The organism is Fundidesulfovibrio sp. YSD1, assembly GCF_055397115.1.
The window spans coordinates 739523-753779 of record NZ_AP043666.1 but is presented as its reverse complement, the minus strand read 5'-3'; the positions used below and the strand labels follow the sequence as shown (position 1 = coordinate 753779).

General features: G+C 69.0%; 18 protein-coding genes. 13 read left to right on the top strand and 5 right to left on the bottom strand.

The features are described 5' to 3' along the window. Positions 1 to 61: 61 nt before the first annotated feature. The 9 genes from ACZ5V4_RS03565 (at position 62) to ACZ5V4_RS03525 (ending at position 7481) form a co-directional block, all read left to right on the top strand. Positions 62 to 1009 carry a sulfite exporter TauE/SafE family protein gene (locus tag ACZ5V4_RS03565; RefSeq protein ID WP_464316803.1) on the top strand — a complete coding sequence of 316 codons (948 nt, stop codon included), beginning with the start codon at positions 62 to 64 and terminating at the stop codon, positions 1007 to 1009. A gap of 27 nt (positions 1010 to 1036) precedes the next feature. Next, complete coding sequence (locus tag ACZ5V4_RS03560; protein ID WP_464316802.1) at positions 1037 to 1471, top strand: DUF1634 domain-containing protein; 435 nt, start codon at positions 1037 to 1039, stop codon at positions 1469 to 1471. An 85-nt stretch (positions 1472 to 1556) separates the two neighbouring features. Further along, entirely contained in the window at positions 1557 to 2714 is a 1158-nt protein-coding gene (locus ACZ5V4_RS03555) for a sigma 54-interacting transcriptional regulator (protein WP_464316801.1), read from the top strand. A 3-nt stretch (positions 2715 to 2717) separates the two neighbouring features. Further along, positions 2718 to 3077, top strand: coding sequence for a NifB/NifX family molybdenum-iron cluster-binding protein (locus tag ACZ5V4_RS03550; protein ID WP_464316800.1), 360 nt, complete (start codon positions 2718 to 2720; stop codon positions 3075 to 3077). After that, the gene (locus tag ACZ5V4_RS03545; protein ID WP_464316799.1) at positions 3067 to 4803 is read left to right on the top strand and encodes a sensor histidine kinase; all 1737 of its coding nucleotides are present in this window, start codon (positions 3067 to 3069) and stop codon (positions 4801 to 4803) included. The genes ACZ5V4_RS03550 and ACZ5V4_RS03545 overlap by 11 nt, the downstream gene beginning before the upstream one ends. Continuing rightward, on the top strand, positions 4800 to 5180 hold the full coding sequence (locus ACZ5V4_RS03540) for a response regulator (RefSeq protein ID WP_464316798.1): 381 nt from the start codon (positions 4800 to 4802) through the stop codon (positions 5178 to 5180). Before ACZ5V4_RS03545 ends, ACZ5V4_RS03540 begins: the two co-directional genes overlap by 4 nt. A gap of 30 nt (positions 5181 to 5210) precedes the next feature. Next, entirely contained in the window at positions 5211 to 5870 is a 660-nt protein-coding gene (locus tag ACZ5V4_RS03535; protein ID WP_464316797.1) for a hypothetical protein, read from the top strand. A 45-nt stretch (positions 5871 to 5915) separates the two neighbouring features. Continuing rightward, a complete protein-coding gene (locus ACZ5V4_RS03530; RefSeq protein ID WP_464316796.1) occupies positions 5916 to 6362 on the top strand; it encodes a response regulator in 447 nt (148 codons plus the stop codon). A 15-nt stretch (positions 6363 to 6377) separates the two neighbouring features. Beyond that, positions 6378 to 7481, top strand: coding sequence for a sensor histidine kinase (locus ACZ5V4_RS03525; RefSeq protein WP_464316795.1), 1104 nt, complete (start codon positions 6378 to 6380; stop codon positions 7479 to 7481). Positions 7482 to 7492: 11 nt separating this feature from the next. On the opposite strand, the gene ACZ5V4_RS03520 is transcribed toward ACZ5V4_RS03525, so the two are convergent. Genes ACZ5V4_RS03520 through ACZ5V4_RS03500 form a run of 5 tightly spaced genes read right to left on the bottom strand, consistent with a single transcriptional unit; the run spans position 7493 to position 10959 of the window. Next, on the bottom strand, positions 7493 to 8398 hold the full coding sequence (locus tag ACZ5V4_RS03520) for a hypothetical protein (protein WP_464316794.1): 906 nt from the start codon (positions 8396 to 8398) through the stop codon (positions 7493 to 7495). Then, the gene (locus tag ACZ5V4_RS03515) at positions 8395 to 9183 is read right to left on the bottom strand and encodes a substrate-binding periplasmic protein (protein WP_464316793.1); all 789 of its coding nucleotides are present in this window, start codon (positions 9181 to 9183) and stop codon (positions 8395 to 8397) included. Before ACZ5V4_RS03515 ends, ACZ5V4_RS03520 begins: the two co-directional genes overlap by 4 nt. A 47-nt stretch (positions 9184 to 9230) precedes the next feature. Beyond that, complete coding sequence (locus ACZ5V4_RS03510; protein WP_464316792.1) at positions 9231 to 9572, bottom strand: hypothetical protein; 342 nt, start codon at positions 9570 to 9572, stop codon at positions 9231 to 9233. Positions 9573 to 9622: 50 nt separating this feature from the next. After that, positions 9623 to 10129: a D-glycero-beta-D-manno-heptose 1-phosphate adenylyltransferase gene (gene rfaE2, locus ACZ5V4_RS03505; protein WP_464316791.1), complete on the bottom strand. Its 507-nt coding sequence runs from the start codon at positions 10127 to 10129 to the stop codon at positions 9623 to 9625. A 35-nt stretch (positions 10130 to 10164) separates the two neighbouring features. Further along, positions 10165 to 10959 (bottom strand): YkgJ family cysteine cluster protein, encoded by a 795-nt coding sequence (locus ACZ5V4_RS03500; protein ID WP_464316790.1) that lies wholly within the window; start codon positions 10957 to 10959, stop codon positions 10165 to 10167. A gap of 95 nt (positions 10960 to 11054) precedes the next feature. On the opposite strand from ACZ5V4_RS03500, the gene ACZ5V4_RS03495 reads away from it, so the two are divergent. From ACZ5V4_RS03495 to ACZ5V4_RS03480, 4 genes are read left to right on the top strand one after another with little or no spacing between them, the layout of a single operon-like run. Next, entirely contained in the window at positions 11055 to 11480 is a 426-nt protein-coding gene (locus ACZ5V4_RS03495) for an ATP-binding protein (RefSeq protein ID WP_464316789.1), read from the top strand. Between the two features lies 1 nt (position 11481). Beyond that, entirely contained in the window at positions 11482 to 11820 is a 339-nt protein-coding gene (locus tag ACZ5V4_RS03490; protein ID WP_464316788.1) for an STAS domain-containing protein, read from the top strand. 5 nt (positions 11821 to 11825) lie between these two features. Then, positions 11826 to 12431, top strand: a complete 606-nt coding sequence (locus ACZ5V4_RS03485; RefSeq protein WP_464316787.1) for a hypothetical protein — start codon at positions 11826 to 11828, stop codon at positions 12429 to 12431. Between the two features lie 53 nt (positions 12432 to 12484). Further along, positions 12485 to 14218: a dynamin family protein gene (locus ACZ5V4_RS03480; protein WP_464316786.1), complete on the top strand. Its 1734-nt coding sequence runs from the start codon at positions 12485 to 12487 to the stop codon at positions 14216 to 14218. Positions 14219 to 14257 lie beyond the last annotated feature (39 nt).

The window sequence follows — 14257 nt, the reverse complement described above, 5'->3', positions numbered from 1 at the left end:
TTCAGAATCTGGAAGCAAGGGAGAGCGTGCGAACATGAAATCGAGATGGTTGCGAATCGGTATGGTTGTCCTGGCACTGGGCCTGGCGGGCGCTGCGTTCGCCTACGCCGCCGCGAGCGGCGGGGCGCAGGCCGTGAGCGAGGCCGCCGGAGCGGCCGGAACCCCGTCCGGCCCCTGGTGGATGTGGCCGGCGATCCTTCTGGTGTTCTGCTTCGTGCTGGGCATCATCGCCGTGCTCGCGGGCGTGGGCGGCGGCGTGCTCTACGTGCCCCTGGTCAGCGGCTTCTTCCCGTTCCACCTGGACTTCGTGCGCGGAGCGGGCCTGCTGGTCGCCCTGGCCGGAGCCCTGGCCGCCGGACCGGGCCTTCTCAAGCGCAACATGGCCAGCCTGCGCCTGGCCCTGCCCGTGGCGCTCATCGCCAGCTCCTGTGCCGTGGTGGGCGCGATGATGGGCCTGGCGCTGCCCACCAACGTGATCCAGCTCTGCCTGGGCGGCACCATCCTCTTCATCGCCATCCTGCTCTTGGTCTCCAAGAACACGGCCAACCCCGTGGTCACCAAGCAGGACGCCCTGGGCCTGGCGCTGGGCATGAACGGCACCTACTACGACCCCTCCACCTGCGAGACCGTGCACTGGAAGACCCACCGCACCCTGCCGGGCCTTCTGATGTTCATCATCATCGGCGTCATGGCCGGCATGTTCGGCCTGGGCGCGGGCTGGGCCAACGTCCCGGTGCTCAACCTGCTCATGGGCGCCCCGCTCAAGATCTCCGTGGGCACCTCCAAGTTCCTGCTGTCCATCACGGACACCTCGGCGGCCTGGGTCTACCTGAACCAGGGCTGCGTGGTCCCGCTCATGGCCATCCCCTCGGTCATCGGCCTGATGCTCGGCTCCTTCGCGGGCGTGAAGCTCCTGGCCAAGGCCAAACCCAAGTTCATCCGCTACATGGTCATCGGCGTGCTGCTTTTCTCCGGCGGCAAGGCGCTGCTCAAGGGCCTGGGCTACTAACAAACTCACAGGAGAAGGAGAATCCACATGGCCGAAAACAAGAACGTCTGCGCCCCCGTCGAGACCCCGAGGGAGCAGCTGGTATACGCCGAGATCCTGTTCTGGGGCTGCTGGGGCGGGCTCGCCCTCATGGCCGTGACCTACATCGTCTACCTGGCGGGCATCCTGCCCCCGCACGTGCCCATGGACCAGATCACCGTGCTCTGGTCTAAGCCGGTGGGCACCTACCTGGCCGAGGGCAAGGTCCCCAACGGCTGGGGCTGGCTCGTGCTTCTGGGCAAGGGCGACTTCGTCAACTTCCTGGGCATCGTGCTGCTGGCGGGGCTGACCATCGTGGCCTACCTGCCGCTCATCCCGGCTTTTCTCGGCAAGAAGGACAAGGCCTTCGCCGTGATCGCCATCCTGGAAGTGCTGGTGCTCCTGATTGTGGCCTCCGGCCTCGTCGGCGGCGGCGGCCACTAAACTAATTGATAAAGTGAAGGTTTCAGTGTGTCATGCGTCCTGACGTCCTGAAAGACGGCAACGCAACGCAAGGAGAAACCGCGATATGACGCTCGTGTCCCCCGCAATGCTCGCATCCCTGGACCTCCCGGCGGTCCTGGACGGCCTGCCCCTGGGCGTGGCCGTCCTGGACCGGGAGGGCCGGGTTGTCACGCTCAACTCCGCCCTGGAACGCCTGACCGGTTTCTCCAGGGAGGAGGCGCGGGGGGCGCCGTGCCGTCACGTGATCCGTTCCGGGCTGTGCCACCGCCGCTGCCCGGCGGGGGCCCCCGAGGACACCGACATCGTCAACCGCCACAGGCGCAGGATCCCGGTGCGCATCTCGGCCGTGCCCGTGCGCGACGCCCTGGGCCGGGACCTCTTCAGGCTGGACCTCGTGGAGGACCTCTCGGCACTGCGGGAACTCGAGCGCAGGCTGGAGGAGCCCGGCGGCATCGGCAAGCTCGTGGGCAAGGGCCCGGCCATGGAGCGCATCATGCGCCTGATCCCGGCCATGGCCCAGTCCGGCGCCCCGGTGATGATCATCGGCGAGACCGGCACGGGCAAGGACGCCGTGGCCGAGGCCATCCACAAGGTCTCGCCGCGCTCGCGCGAGCCCTTCGTGCGCGTCAACTGCGGCCCCATGCCGCCCGAGGCCCTGGAGGCCGAACTCTTCGGCAGGCTCCAGGGGTCGGGGGAGATAGCGCCCGGGGCGTTCCAGAGGGCCGGGGCGGGCACGGTGTACCTCTCGGACGTGGGCGAGATGCCGCAGGCCCTCCAGGCCAGGCTCACCCGGTTCATCGACGAGGAGGTCATCCTCCCGGCCGGAAGCGAGAACCCAGTGCGCTCCCAGGCCAAGGTCATCGCCTCCTCGCCCCAGAGCCCGGAGTCGCTCGTGCGCGCGGACACGATGCACAAGGACCTGGCCTACCGCCTGGGGGCCATGCGCCTGGACCTGCCGCCGCTGCGCGAGCGCCCCGAGGACATCGAATTTCTGCTGGCGCACTTCCTGGAGGTCTTCGCGGCCAAGTTCCGCAAGAAGGTCCTCGGCTTCACGCCCAAGGCCAGGCGGCTGCTCCTGGGCCACGACTACCCGGGCAACGTGCGCGAGCTCCGCAATATCGTCGAGTACGCCGTGATGGTCTGCACCAAGCCCTCCATCCCCCCCGCCTGCCTGCCCGCGCACCTCATCGCGCACCTGGCCGCGTCCGGGGAGAAGGAGTAGGCCATGCGGATCAAGCGCGTGCTCATTCCCCTGTACAAGGACGAGGTGGCCCCGAGGTTCGACCTGGCCTCGGAGGCGCTCCTGGCCATGGTCGCGCCCGGCGGCGGCGTGGAGACCGAGGACTTCCTCCTGCCCCACGCCTCGGCCGACGGCATGTGCGACCTGGCGCTCAGGAAGGACGTGGACGTGGTCATCTGCGGGGGCATCGAGGAGGAATATTACCACTATCTTCGCTGGAAAAGGGTGGAGGTCATCGATAATGTGGCGGCCAGGGCCCTGACGGCGCTCAAGCATTTCGCGCAGGGCACCCTCAAGGCGGGAGACATCCTCTTCGCCGCCAAGGAGGACGACCATGCTCGGTGACATCTTCACCAGGCATTTCCGCGACCTGCACACCAGCGAGGACTCGATCTCCCCCGAGCGCTACGACGCGCTCAAGTACAAGATCGTCGGCCTCATGGCCGTGGTGACCATCCTGCCTCTCCTGCTCATGGCCACGATCAACTTCGTCGAGTTCCAGACCACCATGGCGCGCGAGATCCAGAACCCGCTGCGCGTGCTCCTGGGCAAGACGCGCAACACCATCGACCTCTTCCTGGCCGAGCGCGCCTCCACCGTGGCCTTCATCGCCCAGGCCTACACCTTCCAGGAGCTGGCCGACGAGCGCGAACTGGGCCGGATATTCCGGGTGATGCGCAAGGAGTTCGAGGGCTTCGTGGACCTTGGGCTCATCGACGCGCGCGGCCACCAGGTGAGCTACGTGGGCCCCTACGACCTGAAGGGCCGCGACTACTCCTCGCAGGATTGGTTCGCCCAGGTGCGCGTCAACGGCAAGTACATCTCCGACGTGTTCCTGGGCTTCCGCAAGCTGCCCCACGTGGTCATCTCCATGCAGCACATCTCCGAATCCGGAGAGACCTGGGTCCTGCGCGCCACCCTGGACACGAGGCAGTTCGACAAGATCATCGCGGCCATGGGCCTGGAGCCCGGCTCGGACGCCTTCATGGTCAACCGGGGCAACGTTCTCCAGACGGCTTCGCACCTCTACGGCAGCGTGCTCGAGCCGAGCCCGCTCAAGCTTCCGCCCGTGACCTACGAGCCCCAGGTGATCTCCGTGAAGGACCCGGAGGGCCGCGACATCTACCTGGCCTACGCCTACGTGCCCAACACCGATTTCGTGCTCATGGCCGCCAAGCCGCGCCTGGGCGCGCTCACGGCCTGGTACAACCTGCGCGGGGACCTCTTGTTCATCTTCGTGGCGGGCGTGCTGGCGATCTTCTTCGTGGTTTCGCGCTTCACCGGGCTCCTGCTCAACCGCATGCGCGAATCCGAGGAGCGCCGCGCCCTGGCCTTCAGGCAGGTGGAGCACGCCCAGAAGCTCTCCTCTATCGGCAGGCTGGCGGCGGGCGTGGCCCACGAGATCAACAACCCCCTGGCCATCATCAACGAGAAGGCCGGGCTCATGAAAGATCTCCTGGGCCTGCAGGGCGATTTCCCGGGCAAGGCCAAGTTCGACGCCCAGGTGGAGGCCATCATCAAGGCCGTGGAGCGCTGCCGGGGCATCACGCACCGGATGCTCGGCTTCGCCAGGCGCATGGACGTGAAGATCGAGGGGCTCAACCTGAACGAGGTCATCCAGGAGACCACCGGCTTCCTGGCCCGCGAGGCCGAGCACCGCAACGTCAGGCTCGACCTCAAGCTCGCCCAGGACCTCGGGCGCATCGAATCGGACAGGGGCCAGTTGCAGCAGGTGATCCTGAACATCCTGAACAACGCCCTGGCGGCCATACCGGACAACGGGGCCATCGAGGTGAGCTCCTGGAACGAGGGGCCCGAGCACGTGGCCTTCTCCATCCGCGACAACGGGTGCGGCATGTCCGAGGACACCATCAAGTGCATCTTCGAGCCCTTCTTCACCACGAAACGGGGCAAGGGCACGGGGCTCGGGCTGTCCATCACCTACGGGATAGTGAAAAGGCTCGGCGGGGAAATATCGGTGCAAAGCGAGGTGGGGACAGGGACCGTGTTCACCGTGGTCCTGCCCGTCATGGCCCCCCCCAGCGCAGCCGTGGAGGCTCAGGTACAATGACCGACAAGGATTGGAACGTCCTGCTTGTGGACGACGAAGAGGAGTTCGTCCAGACGCTGTGCGAGAGGCTGTCCCTGCGGGGCATCGCCTGCAAGGTGGCCCTAAGCGGAGAGGCGGGGCTGGCCGTCATCGAGGAGCAGGTCCCGGACGTGGTGGTCCTGGACATGTTCATGCCCGGGCTCAAGGGCCTGGACGTGCTCAAGCTCATCCGGCAGCGCCATCCCTCGGTGCAGGTGATCCTGCTCACCGGGCAGGGAGCCACCAAGGACGGCATGGACGGCATGAAGCTCGGGGCTTTCGACTACATGATCAAGCCGCTCTCCATCGACGACCTCACCGCCAAGATCGGCGAGGCGGTCAAGGCGGCGAGGGGCTAGGGCGCGGACGCCCGGGACGCGGAGGCGTACATGGACAATGCGAAATTCATGGGGCGCGTGACGGCCTCGGCCAGCCACGACCTGTGCAACGTGCTGGCCACCATCCAGCAGGCCGGGGGGCTCCTGGGGGACTACCTGTCCCTGGCGCGCAAGGAGTCGCTCAAGTCCATGGGGATAAGGCCCAAATTCAAGTACGACCAGAAATTCGGGGAGATAATCTCCCAGATCCAGGCCCAGGTGGACCGCGGCCAGGACATCTGCGACCGCCTGAGCCAGCTGGCCCACAGCCCGGACGAAGGGCAGGAGGGTGCGGACCTGGCCCGGGCCTGCAAGCTGATCACAGGGCTCTCCGGGCGCGAGGCGAAAAAGCGCAAGGTCTGCCTGCTGGCCGACTGCCCCGGGGGCGAGCCGTGCATGGCGGACGCGACCCTGGTGGAGGCCCTGGGCGGGATAGAGGACGCCTTCCTGGCCGTGGCCGACGCCTGCCGGGAGAAGGGCGACATCCGCCTCGTCCCGGGTGGCGGGGGCCCCGACCACGCGTGCGTGGACGTGCTCTGCGCGGCCCTGGGGCCGGAGGACGCCGAGCGTCTGGCGTCGGAACTGAGCGGGAAAAGATCCGGCCTTTACACGGCCGGTGCGATACAAGGCGGGGTGCGCCTGGCCTTCGGCAAGGCCGGGCGAAAAGCGTAATCGAGTGGCGGGCGCGTGCGCGCCGAAGTCTGGAAGGAGATGGGAATGAACAAGATCAAGCTGCTTCTCGTGGACGATGAGGAGAATTTCGTCAACACCCTGGCCGAGCGCATGAAGATGCGCGACGTGCCCTCCAAGGTGGTCTACTCCGGCGAGGCCGCCCTGGACGTGGTCAAGTCCCAGGAGCCCGACGTGATGATCCTCGACCTGCGCATGCCCGGCATCGACGGCATGGAGGTGCTGCGCAAGGTCCGCGCCACCAACCCCAAGGTGCAGATAATCATCCTCACCGGCCACGGCACGGACCTGGACGAGGAAGAGGCCCGCAAGCTGGGCGCGTTCCACTACCACAAGAAGCCCATCGACATCGACGAGCTCCTGGGCACCGTGAAGAAGGCCTACCGCCAGCGCATCGAGGACGCCATGGTCGTGGCCGCCCTGGCCGAGGAAGGCGACTTCGAGACGGCCAAGAAGGTGATGGACGAGGACTAAACCAGGGGAGGGGGCATGCGCCCCAAGACCTTGCTCATCGACGACGAGCGGGACTTCGTCAGCATGCTGGCCGCCCGGCTCGAAGCGCGGGACTTCCCCGTGCGTTACGCCTGCGACGCCTCGGGGGGGATCGACGCCATTGCGCGCGAGACCCCCAGGGTGGTCGTCCTGGACGTGAACCTGCCGGACAGGGGCGGGCTCGAGGTGCTCGAGGAGATCAAGGAGCGCTGGCCCCTGGTCCAGGTGGTGATGCTCACGGGCCAGTCCGACCTGCGCACGGCCGTGGCGGGCATGAAGCTCGGCGCTCTGGACTACCTGGTGAAGCCGGTGGACGTGGACCGGCTCGCCAGCGTCATCGAGACCGCCGGGGAGCGCGGGCTGACCCAGGAGGAGAGCCTGCGCATGATCGAGACGGGCAAGCTGGCCGCGCTGGGCCGGCTGGCCCAGGGCGTGGCCCACGAGATCAACAACCCCGTGAACATCATCATGCAGAAGGCGGGCTGGACCGGGGAACTCCTGGAGGAGCCCGCTTTCGCCGAGTGCCCGGGCCTGCCCGAGGTGCGCGCGGAACTGGAGTCCATTCAGAACCAGGGCAGGCGCTGCCGGGACATCGTGGCCAAGCTCATGAGCCTTGGCGGCAGGATCGACCCCAGGGCCTCGGAGTTCGACCCGGCCGACGCCGTGCATGCCGTTGTGGAGGAAGTGCGCGAACGCGCAGTGGCGCTCGGCGTGCGCATCGAGGTCGCCTGCGGGCACGGCGGCGCCACCGTGCGCCTGCCGCGCGGCGAGGTGGAGCAGGTGCTCAGGCGGCTGGCGGACAACGCCCTGGACGCCATGGCCGAGGGCGGAGGGCTGCTCGGCATCTCGGTGGGCGGCCTGCCCGGGGGCATGGTGCGCATCGAAGTGGCGGACACCGGACCCGGCGTGCCCGAGGCCATCGCGGAGCGCATCTTCGAGCCGTTCTTTTCCACCAAGGCCGTGGGCCAGGGCGCGGGCCTCGGGCTTTCCATCTGCCACGGCGTCATGAAATCGCTTGGCGGGGACGTGGAGCTCGTGAGCCCGGGGAGGCCCGGGGCCGTGTTCGCGCTCGTCCTGCCGCGCTCGCCCTCCGGGGCCTGAAACCCTTCCCCCTAGACTCCCCCCAGGGCCCGCACCAGCGACTCCGCGTCGTCCACGCTGCCCAGGTCGGTCTCCGAAAGCCCTGCCAGGGTCCAGCCGGGCCGCCCGGCCACGGCCAGGCACACCGCGTCCAGGAGCGCGAGCTCCCCCCGCACCGCGTCCGGGTGCGGCAGGCTCACGCGCGCGCCCTGGGCCATCATCACCTCGAAGCTCGATTTCGCCAGGGCCGCGTGGAAGTCCGCCGCGCGCCTGAGCCGCGCCGTGAGCTCCAGGTGCTTGGCCCCGAGCATCTCCGCGGCGGGGGCCTCGGGGTCGAGCGTCCCCAGCCAGGTCAGCGCCCACTCGAGCGCCTCCAGGGCGGCGAGGCTCGAAACGTCGAGGCCGGCGAGCAGCGCGGCCGTGAAGAATTCCCTCTGCCCGCTCCATTCCAGGCGGCACTGCCTAAGCATGGCCTTGACCTCGCCCGCCCGGCCCGGCCCGAAGCGTTGGTCCGCCAGGCCCGCGAGCCGCGTAGGAGGGCTCCTGTCCGGGCGCAGCCTGGCCAGGAACGTGGCCGCGTCCCCGGGTTCCAGCACGATCTCCACCACGCTCCCGTCCGGCAGCACGGCCCTGGCCAGCTTCACGCGGTCCTCCAGCGCGGCCGCCGCCTGACGAGCCTCCCCGGGCGAGCAGGCGGCCCGCTCCAGCTCGGGCTCCAGCATCGCCTGCATGCCGGGCGGCGCGGTGAGCAGGAGCCCGGCCAGGGTGGCCGCGTCGGGGTCGTCGCGGCGGGCCAGCATGTCCTGGAAGTCCTCGATGGCGTCCCCGCCGTGGGTGGTGCGCATGTAGTCGAGCACGCCGCCGCCCTGGGGCAGGCCCTGCTCCAGGGCGCGGGCCAGCTCGGCCACGAGGCGCTCCACGCGCTCGGGCAGGGTCACGGCGCGCCGTCCAGGTCGATGGTCCTCTGGATGACGGCGTTCACGCGGCGCACCACGTCCTCGCGGGTGGACAGGCTGAACATCAGGTGGCGCATGTTGCCCTTGGGCAGGTCCGTGAGCCTGAGCGCGACGAGATCGTCGGGCTTGAGCCCCGCGAGGCAGGCCAGGGTGTCGGCCTCCTCGGGGTTGAACAGGGCGTAGTCGAAGCGCTTGGCCCCGAGCATGCGCATCAGCTGCATCTGGGTGCCGGTCATGCGCACGGGCGGTTCGGCCATCTGGGCGATGATGGCGTCCACCGCCGCCCCGTAGGAGAAAGCCGAGTTGATCCCCAGCACCAGCCCCTTTCGGGCCGCGAGCCCGGCCAGGGTGTCCACGCCCGGAGGCGGGGGCGCTCCCGAGCGCAGGAACACGGCCGCCAGGGGCAGGTCCTGGTAGAAGGGCAGGCTGAACCGGGCGAAGAGTTCGCGCTCAGGGGTCTTGAACCAGCCCACGGAGCACACGGGCTCCCTGGAGGACTTGAGTTCCTCCACGATGCGCTTGGCGGGCATTTCCTGGAAGTCCGGCTCGATCCCGGCCGAGGTGAGGATGGTCCGGGCCAGGTTCAAAAGCACGCCGCCGGGCACGCCGTCCACGGTGGTGTAGTAGGGCGGGCGCTCGAAGTAGAGCACCTTCATGCGCAGGGCGTGGCAGTCCGCCGGGGCCAGCACGCCAAGGGCCAGCGCGAGCGCGGCGGGCAGCCGGAGGAGGTTCCAGGCGGCGCGGAATGTCTCGCGCGGGCGGATCATGGCCGGACTCTAGGCCAAGCCTCCGGGGGGATCAAGCGCGCGCGGCCTTATTTGGGGAGGGATTTGACAAAAAGGTTCAAGTTGCCGAACTTGTCCATGTAGACGTCGCCGGTGAGGGTGACTTCCTTGTTCTTGTAGGCCTGCTGGAAGGCGGAGAGCGCTTCCAGGCTCACGTCCTCGGGGGTCCACACGGAGTAGTTGGTGCCGTCGGAAGCCACGACCCAGAGGCCTTCGCCATCCTCCTCGCCCACCACGGCCGTGATGGCCGCGTCCTTGGCGACGAGCTTCATTTCCTGTTCGTCCTGGGCCTGCGCGGACTGGGCCGCGAGCAGGAAGAGAAGCGCGGCCATGGCCACCGAGCGGGCCAGCGCCGAGTAGAATCCGTTCATGACCATCCCCCTGTAACGCCCGGAATTTTTACCGCCCCAGGCCCCGGGCGTCAAGCGTCGCGCCCGCCCCGGGCGCTCAGGATGCGTTCGATGAGCGACGTGGTGGAGTATCCGGGCAGAAGCGGCAGCGAGACGACGCGCCCCCCGGCGGCCTCCACGGCCTCGCGGCCCACGATGGCTTCCACGGGCCAGTCCCCTCCCTTGACCAGCACGTCCGGCAGCACGGCCTCGATGAGCGTAAGCGGGGTGGGGTCGGAAAATCCGGTGACGTAGTCCACGCAGGCGAGCCCGGCCAGCACCAGGGCCCGGTCCTCCCAGGGGACGACGGGGCGCGAGGGGCCCTTGAGCCCGCTGACCGAGGCGTCGGAGTTCAGGCCCACCACCAGGAGCCCGCCCAGGGCCCTGGCCCGGGCGAGCAGGTCCACGTGGCCGGGGTGCAGGATGTCGAAGCAGCCGTTGGTGAAGACGATGGGCTTTTGCCCGCGCTCGGGGGCCAGGCGGGCGAGCAGGTCCTCAAGGGGCAGTACCTTGGCCGTGAGCGAGGGGTCCGGGCGCATGGCGGTCGAGTCCTTTCGGCGGGCGGGCGCCCGGGTCAGGATTTTCTCCTGAGCGCTTCGGTGCGCCCGAAGAGGATCATGTCCAGCCAGTCCATGGCGAACTCCAGGCGCCTGGTCTCGTCGCGCTCCACGGCTTCGCGGTCGTGCGCGCCCATCTCCAGGCGGTCCATCATCCCGGTGTCGGACAAAAAGCGCATGAAGCCGTCCAGGTTGTAGGCGGCCAGGAAGACCATGTTGGCCTGGCGCTGGTCCAGGCGCGCGCCCAGGTCCTTGGCGCGGGCCAGGAGGAGCATGTGCCGGTCGTTGTGGCGGTTGTATTCCTTGAGGTCCTGGTCCTTGAGCCATTCGCCCGAGGACCAGCGCGCGTCCTCCTCGAAGCCCCGGCAGTGGGGCTCGCGGACCACGAAGAACTGCTCCACCACCTCGCCGGACGCCCCCGTCTTGGTGGCCCGGCCCAAGGGGTAGGTGCGGCAGGCCCCGGGGCGGTCCGGGTAGACCGAGCAGCCCTCGCGGGTGACGAAGGGGCAGGGCGAGCCCGGCACTGAGTCCATCATGCGCAGCCTGAGCATGGGGAAGCCCGTGTCCGGGGCCAGGGCGGTCTCGGCGTGGCGGGCGATGAAGTCCCTGCTGGAGAGCATCAGGCGCGAGCGCAGGCGCAGCACGTCGTAGGGCGTGAGCATGAGCGCCAGGTCCGAGCAACAGGCGTTGAAGCAGGGCACCTTGGGGTGGCAGGCGAAGCGGAAGCGTTCGCCGGGCTTCAGTTCCGGCAGGCTCTCGAGGAAGGCTTGGGTCGCGTCGCGTTCTTGTCCGGTATTGTCGTTGTTCTGCATGGCCAGAGGCTTGTAGCACCGCCCGGCCCGCCTTGGAAGCCGGAAAAGGGCGGCCTCGTTGACACGGCCGCTCCTTCGTGGAAAACATTCCGGGCATGAGTGAGCAGTTGAGGCTGCGCATCGACAACCGGTTGCCGGAACTCGACCGCCTCCGCGAGGAGGTGGAGGGCTTCCTGGCCCGCAGCGGCGTGAGCGGCAGGGAATCGTTCCACATCCAGCTGGCGTTGGACGAGCTCGTCACAAACGTCATCAACTACGCCTACGAGGCCCAGGGCGGGCACGCCATCGACCTGACGCTCGAGCACGCCCCCGGCCACGTGGACATGGTTCTCGAGGACGCGGGCAGGCCCTTCAACCCCCTGCTCTCGCCGGAGCCCGACGTCTGCGCCGCCCCCGAGCGCCGCAAGGTCGGCGGCCTGGGCATCCACTTCGTGCGCAGGACCATGGACGAGTTGCGCTACGAGCGCTTGGGCGGCAGGAACATCCTCCACATCCGCAAAAAGACAAAGCAGGAGCCATGATATGGAACTCTCAGTGACCACGTCCGGGCCGGTGACCGTGCTCAAGATCGACGGCAGGCTGGACTCGAACACCTCCCGCGAGCTCGAGGACAAGGTCATGGGGGTCATCACCGGGGGGGCCAAGCGCGTGCTCATGGACTTCGGCGGCGTGGACTACATCAACTCCAGCGGCCTGCGCGTACTGCTCATGGCCTTCCAGCACCTGAAGAAGGGCGGGGGCGTCCTGCACCTGTGCGACATCAAGGACTACATGCGCGAGGTCTTCGAGATATCGGGCTACACCGAGATATTCCCCATCTTCCCCGGCCAGGCCGAGGCCCTGGCCGCGTTCCCGGAGTAGGGGCCGTGCGGGCGCTCATCCTGGCCGCCCTGCTGGCCCTGGCGGCCGCCTGCCCGGCCCTGGCCCAGCCCGCGCCCATGGAGATCGCGGGCGTGCGCCTGGGCGCGGACGTCAAGGGCTTCGCCGGGCTCGTGGAACTGGGCAAGGTGGAGACGGACATCTCCCGGCAGTACCTCTCCACGGCGGCCCTCGCGCCCGTGCCCGGCTACCGCTCGGGGTACGTCACCTTCGGCAACTGCGCCTCCCCCGGGCGCGTCGCGCGCATCAAGGTGAACTACGCCGACGACTCGCGCGCCTTCTACGAAAAGCTCCTGGGCGCGCTCAAGAAGCGCTACGGCGAGCCCCAGCAGTGGCGCGGCAACCCCTTCGGCACCCTGCGCGTGTGGAAATGGAGCGTCAAGGACAAGGAACTCGGCGACATCTCCTTGATCCTCCAGCACTATTCCGGAGACGACGACACCTTCACCAGGGGCAACTCCCTGCGCATCGCCGCGCCCAGGCTCCTGGAGGCCGAACGCGCCTGCAACGACAGGAAGCATCCCGAGGAGCGCATCAGCAAGCCCGAAGCGCCCAAGGGCTCCTTCGACCTGGACTACTTCCTGCCGCGCTGAACCCCAGGCCGGGCCACCACCTTCCCCAACGCGAACGAGGGACGTTCCGCCACATGTCCGCACTGCTGATAGACGAGTCCCTGGCCGCGCGCCGGGCCGAGATAGCCGGGCTGCTCTCCCGGCTGGCCGAGCTGGCCCTGCGCGCGGGCGGCGAGGCCCTCTCGCGCGACGCCCAATCCCTGGCCCAGGCCGCCGGGGAGCCCTTCCTCTTTGTGGCCGCGGGCGAGGTCAAGACCGGCAAGTCGAGCTTCATCAACGCCCTGCTCGGCGCGGAAGTCTCCGACGTGGCCCCGGACCCCTGCACGGACCGCATCCTGATGATCTCCCACGGCCCGGAGCTCTCCCGCGAGGACGAGTCCGAGCTTTTCGCCCGGGTGCGCCTGCCGCACCCCATCCTCAAGGACGTTGCCGTGGTGGACACCCCGGGCGTGGACTCCGTGGTGGACCGCCACCAGGAGATCACCGAGCGCTTTATCCCGCGAAGCGACCTGGTGCTCTTCGTGTTCTCAAGCCTGAATCCCTACACGCGCTCGGCCTGGGATTTCCTCGAGCTCATCGCCGGGCGCTGGCGGCGCAAGGTGGTGCTGGTGCTCACCCAGGCCGACCTGGCCACGCCCGAGCAGCTGAAGATAAACAGGCGCAAGGTCTCGGAGCTGGCCCTGGAGCGCGGGCTCGGGGAGCCGCCCGTGTTCGTGGTCTCCTCCGCGCTGGAGGCCGTGCAGCCGGAGCTCTCCGGCATCGAGGCCGTGCGCCGCCACATCCGCGAGATGGTCACGGGCGGGGAGCACACCCGGGCCAAGCTCGCCTCCCTGGCCCGAGGGGCCTTTCGCGTGCTGGACGCGGCGGCGGCCGTGGCCTCCGCCCAGCGCGGGGCGCTCTCGTCCGACGAGGAGGGTGCCGGGCGCATCGCCCAGCGCCTGGACGCGGCCCGTGCCTCCGCGCTCTCGGAGGCCGCCGCGCTGACGAGCCAGGTGCTCGGGCGCTACTCCAAGGCCTGCGCGCGCTACCTGGGGGCTCTCGAAATGGAGCTCTCCTTCACCAGCATGCTCAGGCGCGGGTTGCTCGGCGTGTTCAGGCGCAAGTCCGCCGTGCCCGCCATGCTCGAAGAGCTCGGCGAGGACTTCAGGCGCTCGCTGGAGGCCGAGGCCGAGGCCCTGGCCCGCGAGGGCGCGGCCAACCTGGCCGGGCGCTTGGGCCTCGAGATCGCGGACATCTCGCGCGAGCTCAGGCTCCTGGCCGCCAACGCCGGGTGCGCGGGGCCAGCCGATTCCCGGGACGCCCCGGCCATGGCCAGGCAGCGCGAGGAGGTGCTGCGCGACGTGGCCAGGAGCCTCGACGCGCTCATGGACGGCGGGGAGGACCCGGGGCGCGTGGACCCGCTGCGCGTGGCCCGCATGGACCCCAAGGCGGCCATGGGCGGGCTCATGGTGCTGGCGGGCGGGCTCTTCGTGCTCTCGGTCAAGGGCGTGGTCGTGGACGTCACGGGCGGGGTGCTGGCCGGGGCCGGGATGCTCCTGGCCGGCGGGGTGCTGGCCGTTGGCCGCCCGCGCCTCTTGCGCGAGGTGCGCAAGGCCCTGGAGCAGGGCGGGGAACGCATCGAGGCGGAACTCGCCGGGCTCCTCGAGGCCCGCGTGGACGAGGTTTTCTCCGCCGTGCGCCTGGGGCTCGCCCCGCTGGAGGCCGACATGGAGCGCAGGCGCGCCTCGCTTGCCGACCTGGAAGCGCGCATTGTCGAGTTACGCTCCGGTTTCGCCAAGGTCCTTGACACGGATTTTCAAAGCGTCTAACGACGTCCGTTCGCCTTGCTCTTCCCCTGCCTCAGGGGG

What these genes read in the sequence shown, in the direction of transcription:
- ACZ5V4_RS03565 (WP_464316803.1), top strand. Translation starts at nt 62, where the DNA reads ATGGTTGTCCTGGCACTGGGCCTGGCGGGCGCTGCGTTCGCCTACGCC.
- ACZ5V4_RS03560 (WP_464316802.1), top strand. Translation starts at nt 1,037, where the DNA reads ATGGCCGAAAACAAGAACGTCTGCGCCCCCGTCGAGACCCCGAGGGAG.
- ACZ5V4_RS03555 (WP_464316801.1), top strand. Translation starts at nt 1,557, where the DNA reads ATGACGCTCGTGTCCCCCGCAATGCTCGCATCCCTGGACCTCCCGGCG.
- ACZ5V4_RS03550 (WP_464316800.1), top strand. Translation starts at nt 2,718, where the DNA reads ATGCGGATCAAGCGCGTGCTCATTCCCCTGTACAAGGACGAGGTGGCC.
- ACZ5V4_RS03545 (WP_464316799.1), top strand. Translation starts at nt 3,067, where the DNA reads ATGCTCGGTGACATCTTCACCAGGCATTTCCGCGACCTGCACACCAGC.
- ACZ5V4_RS03540 (WP_464316798.1), top strand. Translation starts at nt 4,800, where the DNA reads ATGACCGACAAGGATTGGAACGTCCTGCTTGTGGACGACGAAGAGGAG.
- ACZ5V4_RS03535 (WP_464316797.1), top strand. Translation starts at nt 5,211, where the DNA reads ATGGACAATGCGAAATTCATGGGGCGCGTGACGGCCTCGGCCAGCCAC.
- ACZ5V4_RS03530 (WP_464316796.1), top strand. Translation starts at nt 5,916, where the DNA reads ATGAACAAGATCAAGCTGCTTCTCGTGGACGATGAGGAGAATTTCGTC.
- ACZ5V4_RS03525 (WP_464316795.1), top strand. Translation starts at nt 6,378, where the DNA reads ATGCGCCCCAAGACCTTGCTCATCGACGACGAGCGGGACTTCGTCAGC.
- ACZ5V4_RS03515 (WP_464316793.1), bottom strand. Translation starts at nt 9,183, where the DNA reads ATGATCCGCCCGCGCGAGACATTCCGCGCCGCCTGGAACCTCCTCCGG.
- ACZ5V4_RS03510 (WP_464316792.1), bottom strand. Translation starts at nt 9,572, where the DNA reads ATGAACGGATTCTACTCGGCGCTGGCCCGCTCGGTGGCCATGGCCGCG.
- rfaE2 (WP_464316791.1), bottom strand. Translation starts at nt 10,129, where the DNA reads ATGCGCCCGGACCCCTCGCTCACGGCCAAGGTACTGCCCCTTGAGGAC.
- ACZ5V4_RS03500 (WP_464316790.1), bottom strand. Translation starts at nt 10,959, where the DNA reads ATGCAGAACAACGACAATACCGGACAAGAACGCGACGCGACCCAAGCC.
- ACZ5V4_RS03495 (WP_464316789.1), top strand. Translation starts at nt 11,055, where the DNA reads ATGAGTGAGCAGTTGAGGCTGCGCATCGACAACCGGTTGCCGGAACTC.
- ACZ5V4_RS03490 (WP_464316788.1), top strand. Translation starts at nt 11,482, where the DNA reads ATGGAACTCTCAGTGACCACGTCCGGGCCGGTGACCGTGCTCAAGATC.
- ACZ5V4_RS03480 (WP_464316786.1), top strand. Translation starts at nt 12,485, where the DNA reads ATGTCCGCACTGCTGATAGACGAGTCCCTGGCCGCGCGCCGGGCCGAG.